The sequence below is a fragment of the Spirosoma endophyticum genome, assembly GCF_900112365.1.
Classification (GTDB): domain Bacteria; phylum Bacteroidota; class Bacteroidia; order Cytophagales; family Spirosomataceae; genus Spirosoma; species Spirosoma endophyticum.
On sequence record NZ_FOLQ01000003.1, the window covers coordinates 653,653 to 671,197 of the forward strand.

Genomic DNA, 17,545 nt, shown 5'->3' on the forward strand with positions numbered 1-17,545 from the left:
GTAGAGCAGTGTTCCGATAGTGTATGGAGAGGTTATGTTTTTTATTTAGCTTTATTAATCCAGCCTTGAATTAAGCAAAGAAACTCTTAAAATCCAAATGAATGAGGCAATAAATCTGCTAAGCGGTCATTCTTTCCTCGAAAAATTCATTTTCGATACTGAAAAATTACAAATTTTTTGAATTTTGCCAAATCTAGCTTATTTAAAGAATTTTTTGTACTTACGTTTGAGCACACATCTTGGATTTAATTTTAGGCTTAACAGTTTAATCGTAGGCTTACTATTTTTTAATGTGGCAACAAGACATGCCTACAATAATAGATTTGCCTACGAAACTATAGTAAGTATAAGCGGCCATAAAATCGCTGAGTATACGCCTAAATTTCTCGCAACCGATTGATTTACTGCGCTAAATAGCTACTTTAGAGCTTCATATCAGCTACTGGATAGTCTGTAGGTGACCTATGCGATCATTTTGGCTTGGAATCTTAATGGTAGGGTGGTGCTTCAACTGCCTAGGACAGGGGCGCTTTGGCCTGCCTGAATTGAATTTCGACCGACGGGGCGATACTGTTTACATGGACAGTTTGCTAAGCCTCGGACGAGCTCATCTAAAGACTTCTCAAGGATCTCCCCGTTCCCTGCGTAATGATACGCTGCGTTTGGAGGGATTACGTTTCATGGCATTGGTTTTCAAGCAAATGCGGGGTTTGCAGCGGGATAGTAGCTTTCTGTATGCAAAAGCGTTGGAAGAACGGGCTTTCGCCTACAATAATATTCTGTACGCTGTACGAGCCATGATGCTACAGGAGCATTATATGCGTATCATAAAAGATGATTATCCCAAGGCACTACAGATTAATCAGCGTGCATCGGAATTGTGTGTGAAATTGCCTCGCGGGAGTTCTCCGCGTTGGCAAGTACAGATGAATATGGGCGATATCTACCTGTTGCTGAAGGAGTACGACCATGCCTTGTTGAGTTATGAGCTTTCGTTGAAATTCCTAGGTGTCAATACGTCACTGACGCCTAAAAATAGAAAACTCCTGACGAGTCAGGCCATAACCCAGATAGGGGAGGTCTATGAAATTCGGGGCGAGTATGATAAAGCTCGCCAGCAGTATGAAACGAGTCGGCAAATTGCGCAGGATGCCGGCTCGCAGGTTAACGTCGCTTATGCAAACGAACGATTAGGCGATTTTGCCCTCAGTCGCCATCAAGCTGGCCAGGCAATTGTCTTTTTTGAGAATGCCCTTTCCGGTTGGACACAACTTCACGATCGATTAGGACAGGCGTCGGTCTGGGCACGGCTGGCCGAATGCTACACGTTGTCCAATCGGGCCGACTTGGCAATTGAATTTGGCGAGAAGGCATTAACAATAGCGCGTGAGGAAAACTACCGGCGCATCCAACAAATCGCTACACAGGCACTCTATCGAGCGTATCGCCTGGCTAACAAGCCCGCTCAGGCATTGAGCATGTACGAAGAGTACAGTCTGCTCCGGGATAGTTTGACGACGCTTAAGCGAGTAGAAGAGTTATCGACAGTCCAGAAAAAATACGATATTAATCAAGTGCGGGCAGAGGCCGATAAAGAACGATTTATTCAGCAACAGCAGTTAATAAATGTGCGTCGACAGGCGGAAATAGCCCGATTACGGGCCGAGGCTGAGCGTGAACAATTGGCAGGCGAAACACGAATGAATCAGCTTCAGCAGCGCATTGAAACAGAACGTATTCGAGCCGATTCTCAGAAAAGCCGGTTGGAGCAGCGAGCACACATTGATAAACTCAGCCATGATATTGAGCAGCAATCGCTTATGCGGGCTGTTCTGGTCGGTGGGGTAGCTATGCTGCTCGGTTTTCTGCTCGTGTATTACCGGAAAAATCGGTTAATATACCGCCAAAAACGAGAGATTGAGGGACTGAATCTGGACTTAGAGGACAAAGTAATTGCCAGAACGGCTGAGTTGAAGCAAGCCAACGATCAACTTCGGGCTAAAAACCGAGAAATTGAAGAAGCTCTGTTAAAAGGTCAAACGCTCGAACGGAAGCGGATGGCAGCTGATTTGCACGATAGTCTGGGTGGTTTACTGGCAGCTATCAAGATGAGTTTGTCGGCTCTTAACCCTAGTCATATGGCAGATCGGGAGCAGGAAATTTACCATAACCTGCTGAATATGACCAAGGAGGCTTTCGCGGAAGTCCGGTATTTATCGCATAATCTGCAACCTGATGAATTGGAAAAGCAAGGACTATCAGAGGCATTAACACGCCTGGTTGGAAAACTTAACCTTACGCAGAATATTACATTCCGCTTAGATAATGCCCAGTTGCCTCGGCTGGACAAAACCACTGAGTTTAATTTATATTCAATTTGTATTGAGCTGTGTAGTAATATTCTCCGGCACTCAGAAGCTACGGAGGCCGATATTTTATTCCGGCGATTTAACAATGAATTGAATATGATCGTGAAGGATAATGGGTGCGGAATGGACCCATCCGACGCAACAGGCATGGGTCTTCGTAACATTCAGGCGCGCATGGACCTGATCCGGGGGCGCTATGAGGTACACTCCGGTATGGGTGAGGGGACTACGTTTATTTTTATATTACCCGTATCGTCGGATCTGGCGACCGTTTAAAAAGCAACGACCAATCTACTGAATCCGTCCGTCTACGAGAAAATCGCTTTTATCAAAATAGGGTAACTTCTGAAAGCCAGCCAGTTTGTAATGCTGTACTCGCCATTGACGCTTACCAATCAGTCCACTTTCCAGTAACAAATGACGCTCGGACGAATAGAGCGGATTGCTGGTTTGCAGTACGGCTTCAATTCGGCGCGGCTGGTGCGTCAACGAATCCAGCAGTACGGTCAGTGACCGAACGGTCAGTTTTTCTTCCGACGATTTCAAGGTATACCGATACGTTAACGAATCTGGGTGGGCAATTTGGTAGCTGCTACGTAGCGCAGGTTTGTTGATGTCTGCCTGGGTAAATAATTCCAGTTCGCGGGTCCAATTAATGTCGCGCGTAGCTTGCTGGTTCTGTTTTGTATTGATTGAGACAGCCTTGCTAACGAGTGGTTTCTGGGCTGATAAATCGGCAATCTGTTGTTTAACGAAGCCTGAAACATCGTAGTAAACGTTCGGCTGGGTTTGTTTGGCAGGATCGGTGCAGCCACTGAATAACAGTGGGAATAGAAGAAAAGCAACGTAACAAAAACGCATAAATCAAGACAAAATAGCCTCTAAGTAGGAGAGCTTTACGAAACCACCAACACGTTTTTTGGCAAATCGGTTTAGGCTATCGAATTCTGAACCAAATTTGCATTCATAATGCTTTCTTTACAGGGCTTAAGAAGTAAGACATCAGACGCAGTAGCTTTCGTTTAAACGAGTCTTGTCGGTGCTTTTTCTTTTGTCTTACGTCTTTCTTCTTACGTTTTTTTTAATTCTATGGAATACGATGTTATCATGATTGGTTCGGGGCCGGGCGGTTATACCGGTGCGATTCGCTGCGCCCAACTCGGACTGAAAACGGCCATTATCGAAAAATACCCGTCGTTGGGCGGCACCTGCCTGAACGTCGGCTGCATTCCGTCGAAAGCCCTACTCGACTCGTCGGAGCATTATTACAACGCAGCTCATACCTTCGCCGAACACGGCATTAAGCTGGAAGATCTAAAGGTTGACTTGCCCCAAATGATTGCCCGCAAGACAAACGTAGTCGATCAGACGACGAAGGGTATTGTCTTTTTGATGAAAAAAAACAAGATCGACGAAATCCACGGCGTTGGCTCGTTTGTCGATCCGCATACAATTAAAATTACCAAAGCCGACGGTTCGGAGCAGACCATCACCGGGAAAAATATCATCATTGCAACGGGCTCAAAACCCATGTCGTTCCCGTCGATGCCGATCGATAAAAAACGGGTTATTACGTCGACCGAAGCGCTAACGCTTCAGGAAGTACCAAAACACCTGATCGTGATTGGCGCGGGCGTTATCGGTGCCGAACTTGGCTCTGTGTATGCCCGTCTCGGTGCAAAAGTGTCGTTTGTAGAGTTTGCCGATTCGATGATCCCAACGATGGACAAAACGATGGGCAAAGAACTTCAGAAAGTCATTAAAAAGCTGGGTGCCGACTTCTATTTCAGCCATAAAGTCACGAAAGTGGAAAATACGGGCGATGAAGTTGTGGTTAGCGTTGATACGCCAAAGGGGGAACAAATTACCCTTACCGGCGATTATTGCCTGGTTTCAGTGGGTCGTCGTGCCTATACCGATGGGCTGAATCTTGAGGCCGCAGGTGTGAAAGCTGATAATCGGGGTAGAGTTGAAGTAGATGATTACCTACGTACCAACGTACCACATATCTATGCGCTGGGCGACGTAATACGTGGAGCCATGCTGGCGCACAAAGCCGAAGAAGAGGGTACGTTTATTGCCGAAACAATCGTCGGTCAGAAGCCGCACATTCATTACCGGCTGATTCCGGGTGTGGTCTATACGTGGCCAGAAGTGGCGGCTGTTGGCTATACCGAAGAAGAAGTGAAACAGGAAGGTATTCCGTATAAAGTCGGTTCGTTTCCGTTTAAGGCCCTTGGTCGCGCTCGGGCGAGTATGGACGTCGACGGTTTAGTGAAAGTGCTGGCGCACAAAGAAACCGACGAGATTCTGGGCGTTCACATGATTGGGGCCCGTGCCGCCGATATGATTGCCGAAGCCGTAGTTGCGATGGAGTTCCGGGCGTCGGCAGAAGACGTATCGCGGATGTCGCATGCACACCCGACCTATACCGAAGCGTTTAAAGAAGCCTGTCTGGCCGCTACGGACAACCGGGCGATCAATATGTAGGTTTAACGGGAATAGAAAATAAGTGAAAAGCCCGGTTGCTACTAGCGGCCGGGCTTTTCTGTATATTGCTCACTTAATTGATACAACCACCCTCCATGAAAAAAACGCTTACACTCCTCTTTACGCTATTTATTGGGTACGCACATGCCCAAAATGCCGACTCGGTCGCAATCCGGAAGATTTTCAATGAAGCCTTGTCAAACGGGAAATCCTATGAGTGGCTACGTCATTTAACGAAACAGGTTGGACCCCGGCTAAGTGGTTCTGCCGGTGCACAGAAGGCGGTCGACTGGACCAAACAAGTGATGGAGCAGCAGGGCTTCGACCGTGTGTTTTTGCAGGATGTACTGGTGCCGCATTGGGTACGTGGCGCCAAAGAAGAAGCCTTTATTCATAACGGTAAACAGAAAACGAACGTACCGATTGCTGCTTTGGGTGGCTCGGTAGCGACGGGGCCAAAAGGGGTTGAAGCGGGCGTGATCGAAGTGAAAAGTTTTCCTGAATTGAGGGAATTGGGTGCCGATAAAGTAAAGGGCAAAATTGTCTTTTTCAACCGCCCAATGGACCCCACGAAAATCAATACGTTCGAGGCTTATGGTGGGGCCGTTGACCAACGCGCGAATGGTGCAACCGAAGCCGCTAAACTCGGGGCCGTTGGTGCCATTGTTCGCTCGATGACTAATGTGCACGATGACAATCCGCACGTTGGCGGCATGCGCTACGGCACGGGCGTTGCCCTGATTCCAACGGCCGCGATCAGTACAAACGCTGCTGATTTGCTGAGTAAGTCGTTAACCGAAAACTCAAACCTGACTTTTTACTTCAAGCAAAATTGCGAAACCCTGCCCGATGCCAAGTCATACAACGTAGTGGGTGAGATCAAAGGCAGCGAAAAACCCGACGAGATTATCGTCGTAGGTGGCCATCTGGACTCCTGGGATCTGGCCGAAGGCGCTCACGACGATGGCGCTGGCTGCGTTCAGTCGATTGAAGTGCTACGTATTATGAAATCGCTCGGTATCAAACCGAAACGTACCCTTCGGGCGGTTATGTTCATGAACGAAGAAAATGGCCTGCGGGGTGGTGTTCAATACGCTGATCTGGCCAAAAAGAACAACGAAAAACACATTGCGGCCGTCGAGTCTGACAACGGAGGTTTTACTCCCCGCGGTTTTGGCATTGTTGGTACACCGGAGCAACGGGCGAAGGTTATGCCCTGGAAACCGCTACTGGCTCCTTATGGCCTGTTAGAAATTGGAGCGGGTGGGGGCGGTGCCGACATTGGTCCACTGGCACAGTCTGGCACAGTGTTGTTCGGTTTCAAACCCGATTCGCAACGTTACTTCGATTATCACCACACGTCGATTGATAAATTTGAAACGGTTAGTCAGCGCGAACTCGAACTTGGTGCAGCTTCAATGGCAGCCCTGATTTATTTGCTTGACCAATACGGCTTGTGATCAATTTTCAACTTCCCGGAAGTTCTAAACCGTACTTTCGGGAAGTTCTGTTCAAAAAGCTTCGCCTGTGAGAATATAAAAGCCGAGACCTTCGCGGGTGACGCCCATATCAGCACGCAGAAAAACGTCCTTTTTCTTGAAGAGTAAATAACGGATTCCCGTACCTGCTGTGGGAAGTAAATGATTGAATTGGACCTGATCCAGTGCGGGGGCTACCGTACCAACGGCGGCAAAGACAACAGCCCCAAAACGACGGCTAAACGGAAACGGTAGCCAGCGGTATTCGACTTGTGCTGCTGCATAAAACTTGTCCCGATAGCGTCCCATATAATACCCTCGTAACGTGTTTTCTCCACCCAGCAGCGCCAGTTGATTAAAGGGAACATTGCCCGTCATTAGATTCCCGTAAACCTGCCAGGCCAGCACCTGATTAGGCCGAATGGCGTGGTACATACGAAAATCGGCCAAAACGCTGTTGAACGACAGGTTGCTTCCCCGCGACTCACCATAATTGAGGTAAGCCAGCTCGCCAAAAAAACCTTGTCGGGGATTGAGGGCATTCGGGCGACTGTCGTAAATCAATCCCAGGCCCAATCCCAGATTCGAGGTTCCCAAACTGCCAAGCGGTAGATCATGCGCAGGACCATCAGGTTGTCTAAAATCTATTCGGCTCAAATGCTGGTAGTCTACTTCCAGACCACCGAATAGATTCGGATGCAGTCGACGCATAATACGTTCCCGAAGTTGAATTGAGAATGCATCAACCGTAGCGGGATGGTCTGGATCTGTTCTGGGGCCGATGCCATAATAAAGCAGTGGGAATCGCTGTATCCGCCCTCGTCCCAGAAAAAACCAGCGGTCGTTGTCACCATAAATCGCATGGTCAAGATTGAGCCCGTATTGACCTCGCAGGGTGAAAAAACTGAACGCCTGAATTTCACTTAGCCGATTGGCCAGCGTATCGTTTTTAGCATGATATAGGTACAGGGCAGACAGCCCAAATTCGAGACTGGTTTCGGGAGCGTACCCTAACGTTGGGTAAAACGATACGTGCGGTTTTGCCGACGAAGTTGTGTCGTTGAGGAAATGATTCACGAGTCGTTTGACAAGCGTTTGGGCTATTGTATGATGTGGTAACCCCATTATCATTCCAATAAGAAGTAGGGTCTTCCATAGCCAACTGAAATCTGCTTGCTGCATAGTTCTTGTACAATCGAACTCTTGGAACAACCAGGATTTCAGAAATGTGTTTTTAACCAGACTGGTGCGCAGCCCCTAAATACAGTGTATCTATTAAAATTTCATTAATTAAATAATATTTTTAATGTGAAGTTAAATAAGAAATTTTGTATTGAAATATTGTTAATTATAGCCTGAATGCCTGGTTATTTTATATGAATACCACAATTGGTGGTTTTGTCTCTAACTAATCTAACAACTCATGAAATACTATTTTACCGTGTACTAGAACGGTATTACGTGCTGATACCTGCGCTTTGGCTCCTTGCCGCAACGACTAACTGGGCGCAGTAAAATCTTGTCTAAAACCGATGGCACAAGCCTTCCCGGTGCAAACGTATTGGTTAAGGGTACATCGGTTGGCGCCGTAACCGACGCCGAAGGCAGCTTTTCAATTAATGCCCAGCCTAACGCTACGTTAACAGCTTCCTATATTGGCTTCATTTCGCAGGAGATTGCTATTGGTAATCAAACCGAATTGACAATTTCGCTGACAGAAGATGCGTCGCAACTGAATGAAGTCGTTGTAATGGCGCTTGGGATCGCACGAGATAAAAAAGTGCTTGGCTACAGCCTTCAGGAACAGAAAGGCAGTGAAATCACGCAGGCTCGTTTAACCAATTTAGTAAATGCGCTATCTGGGAAGATTGTGGGCGTTCAGGTGACCGCTACAAACGGTTTGCCCGGTGCGTTGTCGCGGATTCTGATCCGGGGCGCTAACTCCATCAGCGGCAATAATCAGCCACTGTTTGTCGTCGATGGTATTCCTATTGACAACGGTAGTTATAACGTAACACCCGGCAGCACCGGTGGAAACGTCAACAATACGACGACCGACCAAACTCTGGTGGGCCAAGTAAACGTACTTTTTCATTCTCGCCGGTTTAAAACCCGTCGAGAATGAAAAAGCTATAAACTTTTATCCAACAATTTCTTTGCTTCGTCGAACGCGCCCGGTAAGGGCGCGTTTCGTTTTACGATTTTTCCCGTCCGGTTTATAACCGTTGCTGAAAGTTCGCCTTCAGACCGCAACCGGTCAACGGCGTCGAACAGTTGCGTGTCGTTCAACAGAAGATGATCGCCGGAAAGGTTATACCGCGTAGCCATTTCGGGCCATAAGGATTGGTCGGTACCAGGAAGCGGGAGATAAATTAACGAAAAATCGCGCGGACTATATTCATTACGCAGGCGCTGGGCATCGAGCGCGGCCTGTCTGCCTGCCTCATCGGAAGGGGAAAGAAAAAGCAGATAAATGACCTTGCCCCGGTTTGCATTGATCACAGCGTCGAGCAGGTCGGAGCCACGGCCAAGGGTCGATTTTGTTACGAAAACACCCGGCGATATTTCCAGCGCCGACGCTTTGTTACCCGCTTTTTTCAGCGTTTGAATGGCGGCCCGAATCCGGGTACTGTCTTTTACTTCGAGTCGGTACAATTCATCGACTGATTGCGCCAATTGCGGGTCTTTCACCTGTGGGCGGCCATAGTCGTACAGCAGTCGGGCAAAGTCGACAGTGAGTCCTGGTAAAGAACTGGCTAGCCAGTAAGCAGCCAGATAATTTACGGATGTACTATCAAATTGGCGAATACTCCGTTGAATGAGCGTTTCGTAATTCACCAATCGTTGCAACGTATCGGGATTCCGTTTTACTAACCCATCGAAAAAACGTAAATCTGCGGGCCGGGCGCTGTTAGTCATTGCGTAGTCATCAAGACGAAGGCGTTCCTCGGCGGTTAGGTTTTTGCCATATCGTTCGAGCATGATTGATAAGGCGCGTACTGTCAGCCCATTTGTTCGGGTATTGGCATCGGCTGAAACCCGCTGCGTTGCGTATTTAGCAAATTGGTTCATGGCCGTTGCACGAGCGGCCGATAGCAATTGGTCGTTGGGTGGACGTAGTGAATCGTTCAATGCTTTGGGCAAAGCCTCATTTTCAAACGTGGCTTTGTCATAAATGAACGTAGCCGCATTGTACCGATTGGAAAAACCAACCCAGCGTGTCAGGAGTGGAAACGGTTTTTCCTTCCTGGCGAATGCCAAAAACGCCCCTTGATAGGTACTGGAAACAAGGCTGAACGCGGCTGCATCGCCCAAATTTTCGACCTGAGTTGACAGGGTTTTACCCGTTGTTTTGGGATAAGTAGCTTCAAATGCTTTATAGCGGGCAAACTGTTGATTTACCTGCGCATTGACGCCCCCAAACCGGAACGGCACGGCGACAGAAAAGAGGGAATCGGCATCTAACTCAATTGTTAACGTACCGGGTGCGGCCAGAAAAGCGGTTGAAATGCGCCCGTAGTTGAAATACATTTCTTCCTGTGGATAAATCAGGGGTAAGGAAACCCGAAACGTACCGTCAACATTCAACGGAGCGGGGCGTACCAACTCCCGATTGGCCTGTAAAATATTATTCCGACTAACCAATACTGCCGATGCTTCCCGATAAAGCCGTGCTGACAAATTCCGAATGCGCCCTGTTACAATAATGGAGTCAACGGCTTGCGCATTTGATAGAGTGGGGAGTAAGCAACCGGCAAAAAGTAGTACGTGAAAAAGGATCTGGTAAGGATTTTTCATTGCTTCAGTAAAAACAGATAAAGCAATAACAAACGAAAACGGCAAACAGTCAACATTCGGCAAAAAATGCTACCTGTCTACTTCGTTTTTATGCCGTGATACTGCTCTTCCTCCTGATAATCGGTACGTAGTGGATGGCCGACCCAGTCGGTAGGAAGTAGAATCCGACGAAGATCAGGATGCCCTTCAAACTGAATACCGACGAGATCAAAGGCTTCGCGCTCGTGCCAGTCGGCGGTACGCCAGATATGCGCCACGCTTGGTACCGATGGCCATTGTCTGGCTCCCGCATTACGGGGCACCATCACTTTCAGCATCAGATTGTGTTCGTAGGGGATCGATGTGAGGTTGTAAATCACGTCCATTGTGTTGGTTTCCAGGCCATTGTCAATTGCTGTGACGCAGGCCAGCAAGTCAAAAAACAACCGTTCATCGTCGCGCAGAAACTGGCAAATGTCAACTAATTGACTGGTTTTTACGGTAAGGTAGGGTTGTAGATTTTGCGTAGTAATTTGGATGTCCGGGCCAAATTGGGCGGTAAGGAGATCGGTTATTTCGGAAAAGGTCATGATCAATTACAAAAAGTCGCCCAAAGTTACGCCAGCCACGCCAGCCATTGCATCCAGTTCTCAATCCAGAACAAAAACTTGGTAGCAAATTTAGCCGCCGGTGCCGACGAGGGCTTAAGGGTCAAACTGTTGTTATTTAAATTGATATCCATATAAAGTTTCTGCTTTGGGTCAACCGTTGCCCATAGAACGTCCGCGTTTTCGGCGAGCGTAAACTGGCGTTGGCGGCCCTTGCCATCCCAGAACAGCATCAACTCTTTACCATTCTCGAAGTGCACGAGTACGTCCACCGGCATTTTTCCATCACCGTTACGTTGCACGTTGACAATCGCCTGTTTCTGACCGTCCCGCGTCCTATTTTTGAGTGAAATTAGCTCATAGTCAACCACATTTTCGCCGTAGAGAACCTGATCGAAAAACCAGTTCATGTCGGGGCCGTATTTGCTGCCGAAGCGCTTTGGAACAATCTCGTTCACGATGTCGATGAAATTCTGACCGTTGGGGTGTTTGAACTTCCAGCGTATGAAATACGTCTGCATAATTTCGTCCATCACACGCCGACCGACCAGGCCTTCAAGGGTTCGCATCCAGGTGGCCGTTTTGGAATAGGTCAACACGCCATATTGACCTTCGGGCAGTTGCCACGTATTGCCAAATGAGGAACCAATGGCCGGATTATCCTGATGTACGTACTGATCCCGCGAGCTTTCGAGATCACCCATACCGAAGCCAAATAAATCGATTTGGGATGAGCCATAGGTGGCGTCCATAATCCGGCCTTCGTAATATTGGTTGAACCCTTCGTCGAGCCAGGCTTCTTCAAATTCGTTGGTGGCTAGCAACTGCATAAAATACTGATGGCCAAACTCATGGATCGTTACCTCTTCCGGGAATCGCGCCCCGGCGGGTAAAAACGAGGCCGTTCCGGCGGTGATGAACGTCGGGTACTCCATCCCAAATGAGCCCTGAGCATCGAAAGGCGGATCTACAATGGTCAGATTCGGAAACGGATATTGGCCGAGGTGTTTGTCGAAATAGGCCAGCGCTGCTTTTGCCGCATCGATATGGCGCTGAGCCTGGTGCAGATGTTCGGGCTGCATCACCAGTTCAATGCTGACAAAACCACCAGAAGGGCGTTTCCATTTATCGTTGACCACCTTAAAGAGTGGTGAAGCCGTCCAGGCAAAATCTACTACGTCCTCGGCGTGATAGAGGATCGTTTTGGTGCCGTTGCTGTGCAGTTTTTCCGATTGGAACAAACCCGTAGCGCTCACCCAGAAATCATTAGGCGTCGTAATGTTCACGTCATACACACCGTAATCGGCATAGAACTCCGAGTGTGCATGAAACTGGTGGCAATTCCACTGGCCGACTCTGGACGGTCCGACGGGTCGATAGCGCATCCCGGCAGGCTCATAGACACCAATTTTGGGAAACCATTGACCAATCAGAAAAAAGTCCTTACTAAACCCCGTTCGGGCGAAAATTTTGGGCAGCTTGGCCCAAAAGTTAATATCGAGAACAATGGTCTCGCCCGGCCCAACGGGTTTGCTAAGCGGCACCCGGATGACGGTGTGATCATTGCTATTTTGGTCGTCGGGTTGGATAAACTGATAAGCCAATGCCTCCCCGTCGCGTGTCTTCATCGAAACAATATCAATGGAGCCATAAGGATCTATTTTGGCATTTCTGTCGATGGTTTCGCCCCGCAACTGCCCGCCCGACTCACGCATAAACGTGGATTTGTCATTGCGAAAGGCATTCAGGTACAAGTGGAACTGTAATTCCCGAATAAGATCGTTGGATGGGTTTTTCCAGGTAAGCGTCTCGCGGCCCGTAAGTTTTTTGGTGATCGGGTCGAGTGTTACGTCGATCTGGTAATTAGCGAGTCGCGGACTTAAGGGTGTCCTGAATATAGCCTTCGCTGACTGGGCGAGTGTTACCGGCGTTATCCGTAGCAACAGAAGTAAAAGCAAAAATCGCTTCATCAGATAAGAGATTGGGAGCGGAAGTAGGGCATCAATAGACCAAAGATAGGGATTAATTTACTTGGCGAATTCCGGGCATTCAGGATTAGGTTTCAGAATAAAAAACAGGCATATTGACCAGTAAATGGCTTTTCTGAAAAACCTTCCTCCGATACACGTATGCAACTCCGCTTTCTGCTGCTTGTTCTTTGCCTGATTCTGCCCGGTTTTCTTCGCGCTCAATCCTATGACCTTGTCATAAAAAATGGTCGGGTTATAGACGGTACGGGAAATCCCTGGATATATGCCGATGTTGCGATCCAGAACGGACGTATCGTTCGAATCGGAACCATTCCCGCAACCGATGCTAAACGAACCATTGATGCAACTGGATTAATCGTTGCGCCTGGGTTTATTGACGTTCATGCGCACGTAGAAGGCAGTCTGGAAGCACAACCGGGTGCCCCTAACTTCATTCATGACGGGGTTACGACCGTGATAACGGGGAATTGTGGCGGATCGAGCGCCAATATTCGTGCTTATTTTGATTCGCTCCGAATGATAGGCACATCCATCAATGTCGGTTCGCTCATTGGTCATAATACGGTTCGAATGAAAGTGATGAAGATGGCGTTTCGCGAACCGACCGCCAGCGAGCAGACGGCTATGGAAGCGTTGGTTGAACAGGCGATGAAAGACGGTGCTGTTGGTTTATCGACCGGGTTGATTTATACACCTGGTACGTATGCCCGAACGCCCGAAGTCGTCAATCTGGCGAAAATGGCGTCTCTTTACGGGGGCGTTTATGCATCGCACATTCGGAATGAAGGACAGAACGTTAAACAGGCCGTCGAAGAGGCTATCCAGATTAGCCGCGAAGCCCGGATTCCGGTCGAGATTTCTCATTTTAAAGTAGCCAGCAAACCCCTGTGGGGCAAAAGCACTGAAACCGTTGAACTAGTGGAAGCCGCCCGACGCGAAGGATTGGACGTAACCGTCGATCAATATCCCTACACGGCCTCCAGCACATCATTGGAAAGCATCGTTCCTTCATGGTCGTTGGCGGATGGTGATTCCGCCGTGCTGATTCGCTTCCGTGATCCGGTGACCCGCGCCAAAATCCGTGCAGAAATGCTGGAAACGCTAAAAAACAATCTCCGTAAAAACTACGAATATGCCGTTGTTGCAAGCTATAAGCCTGATACTACGTATAATGGTATGAATATCAGTCAGATAAATCAGAAGTTAGGTCGCAAAGATTCACCTGAAACCGAAGCTGATTTAGTTATGGATCTGATGGAGCGAGCCCATCTCAAACGCATACAGATGGTCTATCATACCATGTCGGAAACCGACGTCGAAAACATACTGCGGTACCCAAACACGATGATTGCGTCGGATGCCGGTGTCGCCAGATTGGGGTCGGGCATGCCGCATCCCCGCGCCTATGGCACTAATGCCCGCGTGTTGGGTCGCTACGTTCGCGAACGCAAAATTATCCCTTTAGAGGAAGCTGTTCGGCGGATGACGTCGCTGCCCGCGCAACGGTTCAAGCTGACGGATCGTGGCCTACTACGTGCCGGTTATGCCGCTGACATTGTTCTGTTCGATGAAAAAACTGTGGCCGACCGCGCTACCTATGAGCAACCTCATGCCTACACGACCGGCATTTCGTGGGTGCTGGTGAACGGAACACCCATTGTCGAAAATGGCAAACACACCGGCCAGCGGTCGGGGCAATTGCTGATGGGACCGGGATATGAGAAATAATGCATGATGTATGTTACATTTAAAATCAATGTCCTCAGAAACTGACCGTTTGTTGCTCCTTATAGTCTGTTTTTTCTGCATGCGGCTAAATAGTGTAATGAGTAGCAGGAGCACAACAATCGGTATGAGTGATAAGTAGAAAGCAGTTTGTCCCCCGTAAGCCTCCAAAACATCACCGGTAATAATAGAACCAGTTGTGCTACCGAGCGCCGAAAAAATTACGATTAAGCCCGCCATGGGGCCGTGCTGACGTAACGGCAAACTGCTCAGAATGAATGAGTTAATGGCTGGGTGAATTGGGGCAATGAACAAACCAATCAAGGGGGAAATGAACGCGGCTATCGGGGCATCGCTCCAGCTCGTCACGGCCCGACCATCTACCGAAGCAGCCAGCGGTAAGGCTAACAAGACAAGTCCTGCCGATACAACCAGACAGATCATCAGCAGCCAATACCAGGAAATTTTGCCCAAAAGCACACCGGCCAAAAACCGCCCTGCCGCCGTCGATGCCGCCAGAATACTGGCCATTTCGATGCTAAGAGACGTTGGTAACTGTAGGATTTTACCACAACCGGTGTGACGGCTAACCGGAACATGTCGGGCAGATCGTCGACGAGACTCTTCGTATCTTCATGACGCACGCTACGTTCGTTAACAGGCGTAGTGAGCAGTAATACAAAGGCGATCATAGCAATGACCGCCAGGATATAATAAACCGATAGCCACGCTGTTGATTGTGGATTTGTGTTATCGACAAAAGCGCTGAACAGGAAATAGCCAGATAAGACGCCAATCATAAAAAACGACTCCAGGAAATTCATGCATCCAGCATGTTCGTACGTACGTATCGTTTGCGATGAGGCCAATCGTTGCATATACCGATACTTTGGTCAGCGCAAAACTGGCGCCGATAGCCGCAAAAAGTAACTTCGTTGTCCAGAAAGCGGGTGCCTGTGGCATTGATAAACAAGCCAGTGTTACCAGGGCAAGGGCAAACAACATGGCTCGTTTATAGCCGATGCGGGTGATACACGACGCGACAATAAACGAGACAAGAGCAATCGTTAAATTTTTGAAGGCTTCGAGTATACTGGCCGACGAAGCCGATACGCGGTAGTTATTTTGAACCTGCAAAATCACCGTTCCGACACTGTTGAGCAGGATGGCAAGAACGAAATAATTAAGAAGTAAGGAGAGCTTTACCCGCCAGTGGATCATTTCTTACGGTGGTTTAGCAGGTTAGGGCAACAAGCATGCATGTTTATATCTATTATTTTTACCCGTTCTATTGGGGTATCTTGCATTTTTGCCACACCCGTTAGACGCAAAAAGACAAAAAAGTCTTTGCGCGTTACACCATCTGAAACGTCTTTATTCTACTTTGACAAATTCATTTTTGCCTCAATCGCCTGATCAACTCTTCGGTAATTTGTTTCATGATGTGCAGTTAGGTCACATTTTTGCGGACTCCAAAACGTTTGTAGACTGCATTCCAAAACTGGTTCCGGGCAATATCGTCGCGTTATACGAAGCAGAGAAACACAAGCCGGACTTCAATTTGAGCGCGTTTGTGCACGAATATTTTGTCGTGCCAGAGAAAGTTGCCAACGACTATGTCAGCGATAAAACCATCAGTACTGCCGAACACATCAATCGATTGTGGGACCGGCTCACGCGCCAGGCAGATACGCCCGTGGAAGGCAGCTCACGCGTACCGTTGCCGCATCAATACGTAGTACCGGGTGGGCGTTTTCGCGAGATTTTCTATTGGGATAGTTATTTTACCATGCTGGGCTTGCAACCATCCGGCGAATCCACGGACCGGCCGGGTCGTGTCGATTTGATACGGGGTATGGTCGATAACTTTGCCTACCTGATTGATACGTTCGGCTTTGTTCCAAATGGCAACCGGACATATTTCTTGAGTCGTTCACAGCCCCCTTTCTTCGCTTTAATGGTGCGTCTGCTGGCTGAAATTGATGGGAAAGAGACTCTCGTGAAATACCGGAAACAACTTGAAAAGGAATATGACTTCTGGATGCGCGGAAAACATAAACTCACCGACGTACAACCTGTTACACAACGTGTTAGCAAAGGCGGGAGCCATAGCGCCTTGAACCGTTATTGGGATGATACGCCCACCCCTCGGCCAGAAGCGTACCGACAGGAAGTTGAATTAGCGGAAGAAACGGAACCACTTGGCGTTGTGCCAGACGTATTGTTCAACCATATCCGGTCGGCCTGCGAATCGGGTTGGGATTTTAGTAGTCGCTGGTTTGTGGATCAGAAAACAATGGCTACGATTCACACGGCTAACATCATTCCGATTGATTTGCAGTGCCTGCTCTACTCGCTGGAAACCGCTTTACACGATGCCGCGCTGTACAGTGGCGATCATAAAATGGCATACGACGACTATGACTGGTTAATTAAAGATCGTGAAAAAGCCATTCAGCAGACGTTCTGGAACGAAGAAACCGGCTTGTTTCACGATTACGACATAACAACTAATCAGCAAACATCAGCTCTGACGCTGGCAGGTGTATTTCCATTGTTTTTCAAACTTGCTACGTCCGGGCAAGCCCAACGTGTTCATGACCGGCTCAAGTCCGATTTTTTGCAGGCAGGCGGCTGGGTGACAACGCTTAATCAAACCGGCCAGCAATGGGATTGGCCCAACGGCTGGGCGCCGTTGCAGTGGATGGTCTATCGTGGCCTGATGAACTATGGCTTTACCGAAACGGCCAGCGAAGGTCGTGACCGCTGGCTTGCCCTGAACGATAAAGTGTTTAAGGCGACGGGCAAGATGATGGAAAAGTATAACGTAGTGGATGCCGCTTTAACCACCGGCGGGGGCGAATACCCAAATCAGGACGGTTTCGGCTGGACGAACGGTGTCTATCTGGCGCTGGATAAGGACCGGGCTGGCGTATCAGCGAAAGAGTGAATGAGTAGTGAGTTCGCTTATGCATTCTTTCACTGGTACGCCAGCCCGGTCATTAATCCCCACGTTCTTTTACCCGATCATTCGCCCTTCCATCCGTATCTGGTTGTAACCTTCAACGAAGCACCGTAGTTTAGTAGCTGATACTTAATTAACTAAA

At 48.5% G+C, this 17,545-nt stretch carries 14 protein-coding genes and 1 pseudogene; 7 read left to right on the forward strand and 8 right to left on the reverse strand.

Going from position 1 to position 17,545, the window contains the following annotated elements; all coding sequences use genetic code 11:
- Nucleotides 1-662 precede the first annotated feature (662 nt).
- On the forward strand, nucleotides 663-2,645 hold the full coding sequence (locus BM202_RS11770) for a tetratricopeptide repeat protein (RefSeq protein ID WP_245776631.1): 1,983 nt from the start codon (nucleotides 663-665) through the stop codon (nucleotides 2,643-2,645).
- A gap of 15 nt (nucleotides 2,646-2,660) precedes the next feature.
- Here BM202_RS11770 and BM202_RS11775 read toward each other — a convergent pair whose 3' ends face one another.
- A complete protein-coding gene (locus BM202_RS11775; RefSeq protein ID WP_093826133.1) occupies nucleotides 2,661-3,230 on the reverse strand; it encodes a hypothetical protein in 570 nt (189 codons plus the stop codon).
- A 228-nt stretch (nucleotides 3,231-3,458) separates the two neighbouring features.
- Between BM202_RS11775 and lpdA the strand changes: the two genes are divergently transcribed.
- Together lpdA and BM202_RS11785 are read left to right on the forward strand one after the other, a co-directional pair.
- Nucleotides 3,459-4,859 (forward strand): dihydrolipoyl dehydrogenase, encoded by a 1,401-nt coding sequence (lpdA, locus tag BM202_RS11780; RefSeq protein ID WP_093826135.1) that lies wholly within the window; start codon nucleotides 3,459-3,461, stop codon nucleotides 4,857-4,859.
- A gap of 95 nt (nucleotides 4,860-4,954) precedes the next feature.
- Nucleotides 4,955-6,319 carry a M28 family peptidase gene (locus BM202_RS11785; RefSeq protein WP_093826136.1) on the forward strand — a complete coding sequence of 455 codons (1,365 nt, stop codon included), beginning with the start codon at nucleotides 4,955-4,957 and terminating at the stop codon, nucleotides 6,317-6,319.
- Between the two features lie 51 nt (nucleotides 6,320-6,370).
- Here the strand turns inward: BM202_RS11785 and BM202_RS11790 are convergent, their stop codons facing one another.
- Complete coding sequence (locus tag BM202_RS11790; protein WP_245776632.1) at nucleotides 6,371-7,462, reverse strand: BamA/TamA family outer membrane protein; 1,092 nt, start codon at nucleotides 7,460-7,462, stop codon at nucleotides 6,371-6,373.
- Nucleotides 7,463-7,856: 394 nt separating this feature from the next.
- On the opposite strand from BM202_RS11790, the gene BM202_RS11795 reads away from it, so the two are divergent.
- Complete coding sequence (locus BM202_RS11795; protein ID WP_245776633.1) at nucleotides 7,857-8,462, forward strand: carboxypeptidase-like regulatory domain-containing protein; 606 nt, start codon at nucleotides 7,857-7,859, stop codon at nucleotides 8,460-8,462.
- A 5-nt stretch (nucleotides 8,463-8,467) separates the two neighbouring features.
- On the opposite strand, the gene BM202_RS11800 is transcribed toward BM202_RS11795, so the two are convergent.
- The 3 genes from BM202_RS11800 to BM202_RS11810 form a co-directional block, all read right to left on the reverse strand.
- Complete coding sequence (locus BM202_RS11800; protein ID WP_093826141.1) at nucleotides 8,468-10,135, reverse strand: hypothetical protein; 1,668 nt, start codon at nucleotides 10,133-10,135, stop codon at nucleotides 8,468-8,470.
- Nucleotides 10,136-10,212: 77 nt separating this feature from the next.
- Nucleotides 10,213-10,704: an NADH-quinone oxidoreductase subunit C gene (locus tag BM202_RS11805; protein ID WP_093826143.1), complete on the reverse strand. Its 492-nt coding sequence runs from the start codon at nucleotides 10,702-10,704 to the stop codon at nucleotides 10,213-10,215.
- Between the two features lie 26 nt (nucleotides 10,705-10,730).
- Nucleotides 10,731-12,692 (reverse strand): M1 family metallopeptidase, encoded by a 1,962-nt coding sequence (locus tag BM202_RS11810; protein ID WP_093826145.1) that lies wholly within the window; start codon nucleotides 12,690-12,692, stop codon nucleotides 10,731-10,733.
- 159 nt (nucleotides 12,693-12,851) lie between these two features.
- Between BM202_RS11810 and BM202_RS11815 the strand changes: the two genes are divergently transcribed.
- Complete coding sequence (locus tag BM202_RS11815) at nucleotides 12,852-14,441, forward strand: N-acyl-D-amino-acid deacylase family protein (RefSeq protein ID WP_093826147.1); 1,590 nt, start codon at nucleotides 12,852-12,854, stop codon at nucleotides 14,439-14,441.
- A gap of 111 nt (nucleotides 14,442-14,552) precedes the next feature.
- Here BM202_RS11815 and BM202_RS38190 read toward each other — a convergent pair.
- The 3 genes and pseudogenes from BM202_RS38190 to BM202_RS38200 form a co-directional block, all read right to left on the reverse strand.
- Nucleotides 14,553-14,969, reverse strand: a pseudogene (locus tag BM202_RS38190) (MFS transporter); the annotation flags it as partial.
- Complete coding sequence (locus BM202_RS38195; RefSeq protein ID WP_245776634.1) at nucleotides 14,882-15,238, reverse strand: hypothetical protein; 357 nt, start codon at nucleotides 15,236-15,238, stop codon at nucleotides 14,882-14,884. The pseudogene BM202_RS38190 and the gene BM202_RS38195, both read right to left, overlap by 88 nt.
- On the reverse strand, nucleotides 15,189-15,659 hold the full coding sequence (locus BM202_RS38200) for an MFS transporter (protein WP_245776635.1): 471 nt from the start codon (nucleotides 15,657-15,659) through the stop codon (nucleotides 15,189-15,191). The genes BM202_RS38195 and BM202_RS38200 overlap by 50 nt, the downstream gene beginning before the upstream one ends.
- Nucleotides 15,660-15,822: 163 nt before the next feature.
- Here BM202_RS38200 and treF point away from each other — a divergent pair, with 163 nt between their 5' ends.
- Complete coding sequence (treF, locus tag BM202_RS11825; RefSeq protein WP_245776636.1) at nucleotides 15,823-17,388, forward strand: alpha,alpha-trehalase TreF; 1,566 nt, start codon at nucleotides 15,823-15,825, stop codon at nucleotides 17,386-17,388.
- Complete coding sequence (locus tag BM202_RS38725) at nucleotides 17,389-17,517, forward strand: hypothetical protein (protein WP_262507673.1); 129 nt, start codon at nucleotides 17,389-17,391, stop codon at nucleotides 17,515-17,517.
- Nucleotides 17,518-17,545 lie beyond the last annotated feature (28 nt).

Excerpts from the sequence above, each read along its gene's own strand:
- BM202_RS11815 (WP_093826147.1), top strand. The coding sequence starts at position 12,852 with ATGCAACTCCGCTTTCTGCTGCTTGTTCTTTGCCTGATTCTGCCCGGT.
- BM202_RS11800 (WP_093826141.1), bottom strand. The coding sequence starts at position 10,135 with ATGAAAAATCCTTACCAGATCCTTTTTCACGTACTACTTTTTGCCGGT.
- BM202_RS11775 (WP_093826133.1), bottom strand. The coding sequence starts at position 3,230 with ATGCGTTTTTGTTACGTTGCTTTTCTTCTATTCCCACTGTTATTCAGT.
- BM202_RS11810 (WP_093826145.1), bottom strand. The coding sequence starts at position 12,692 with ATGAAGCGATTTTTGCTTTTACTTCTGTTGCTACGGATAACGCCGGTA.
- BM202_RS38200 (WP_245776635.1), bottom strand. The coding sequence starts at position 15,659 with ATGATCCACTGGCGGGTAAAGCTCTCCTTACTTCTTAATTATTTCGTT.
- lpdA (WP_093826135.1), top strand. The coding sequence starts at position 3,459 with ATGGAATACGATGTTATCATGATTGGTTCGGGGCCGGGCGGTTATACC.
- BM202_RS11790 (WP_245776632.1), bottom strand. The coding sequence starts at position 7,462 with ATGGGGTTACCACATCATACAATAGCCCAAACGCTTGTCAAACGACTC.
- BM202_RS38725 (WP_262507673.1), top strand. The coding sequence starts at position 17,389 with ATGAGTAGTGAGTTCGCTTATGCATTCTTTCACTGGTACGCCAGCCCG.
- BM202_RS11805 (WP_093826143.1), bottom strand. The coding sequence starts at position 10,704 with ATGACCTTTTCCGAAATAACCGATCTCCTTACCGCCCAATTTGGCCCG.
- BM202_RS38195 (WP_245776634.1), bottom strand. The coding sequence starts at position 15,238 with ATGATTGGCGTCTTATCTGGCTATTTCCTGTTCAGCGCTTTTGTCGAT.
- BM202_RS11785 (WP_093826136.1), top strand. The coding sequence starts at position 4,955 with ATGAAAAAAACGCTTACACTCCTCTTTACGCTATTTATTGGGTACGCA.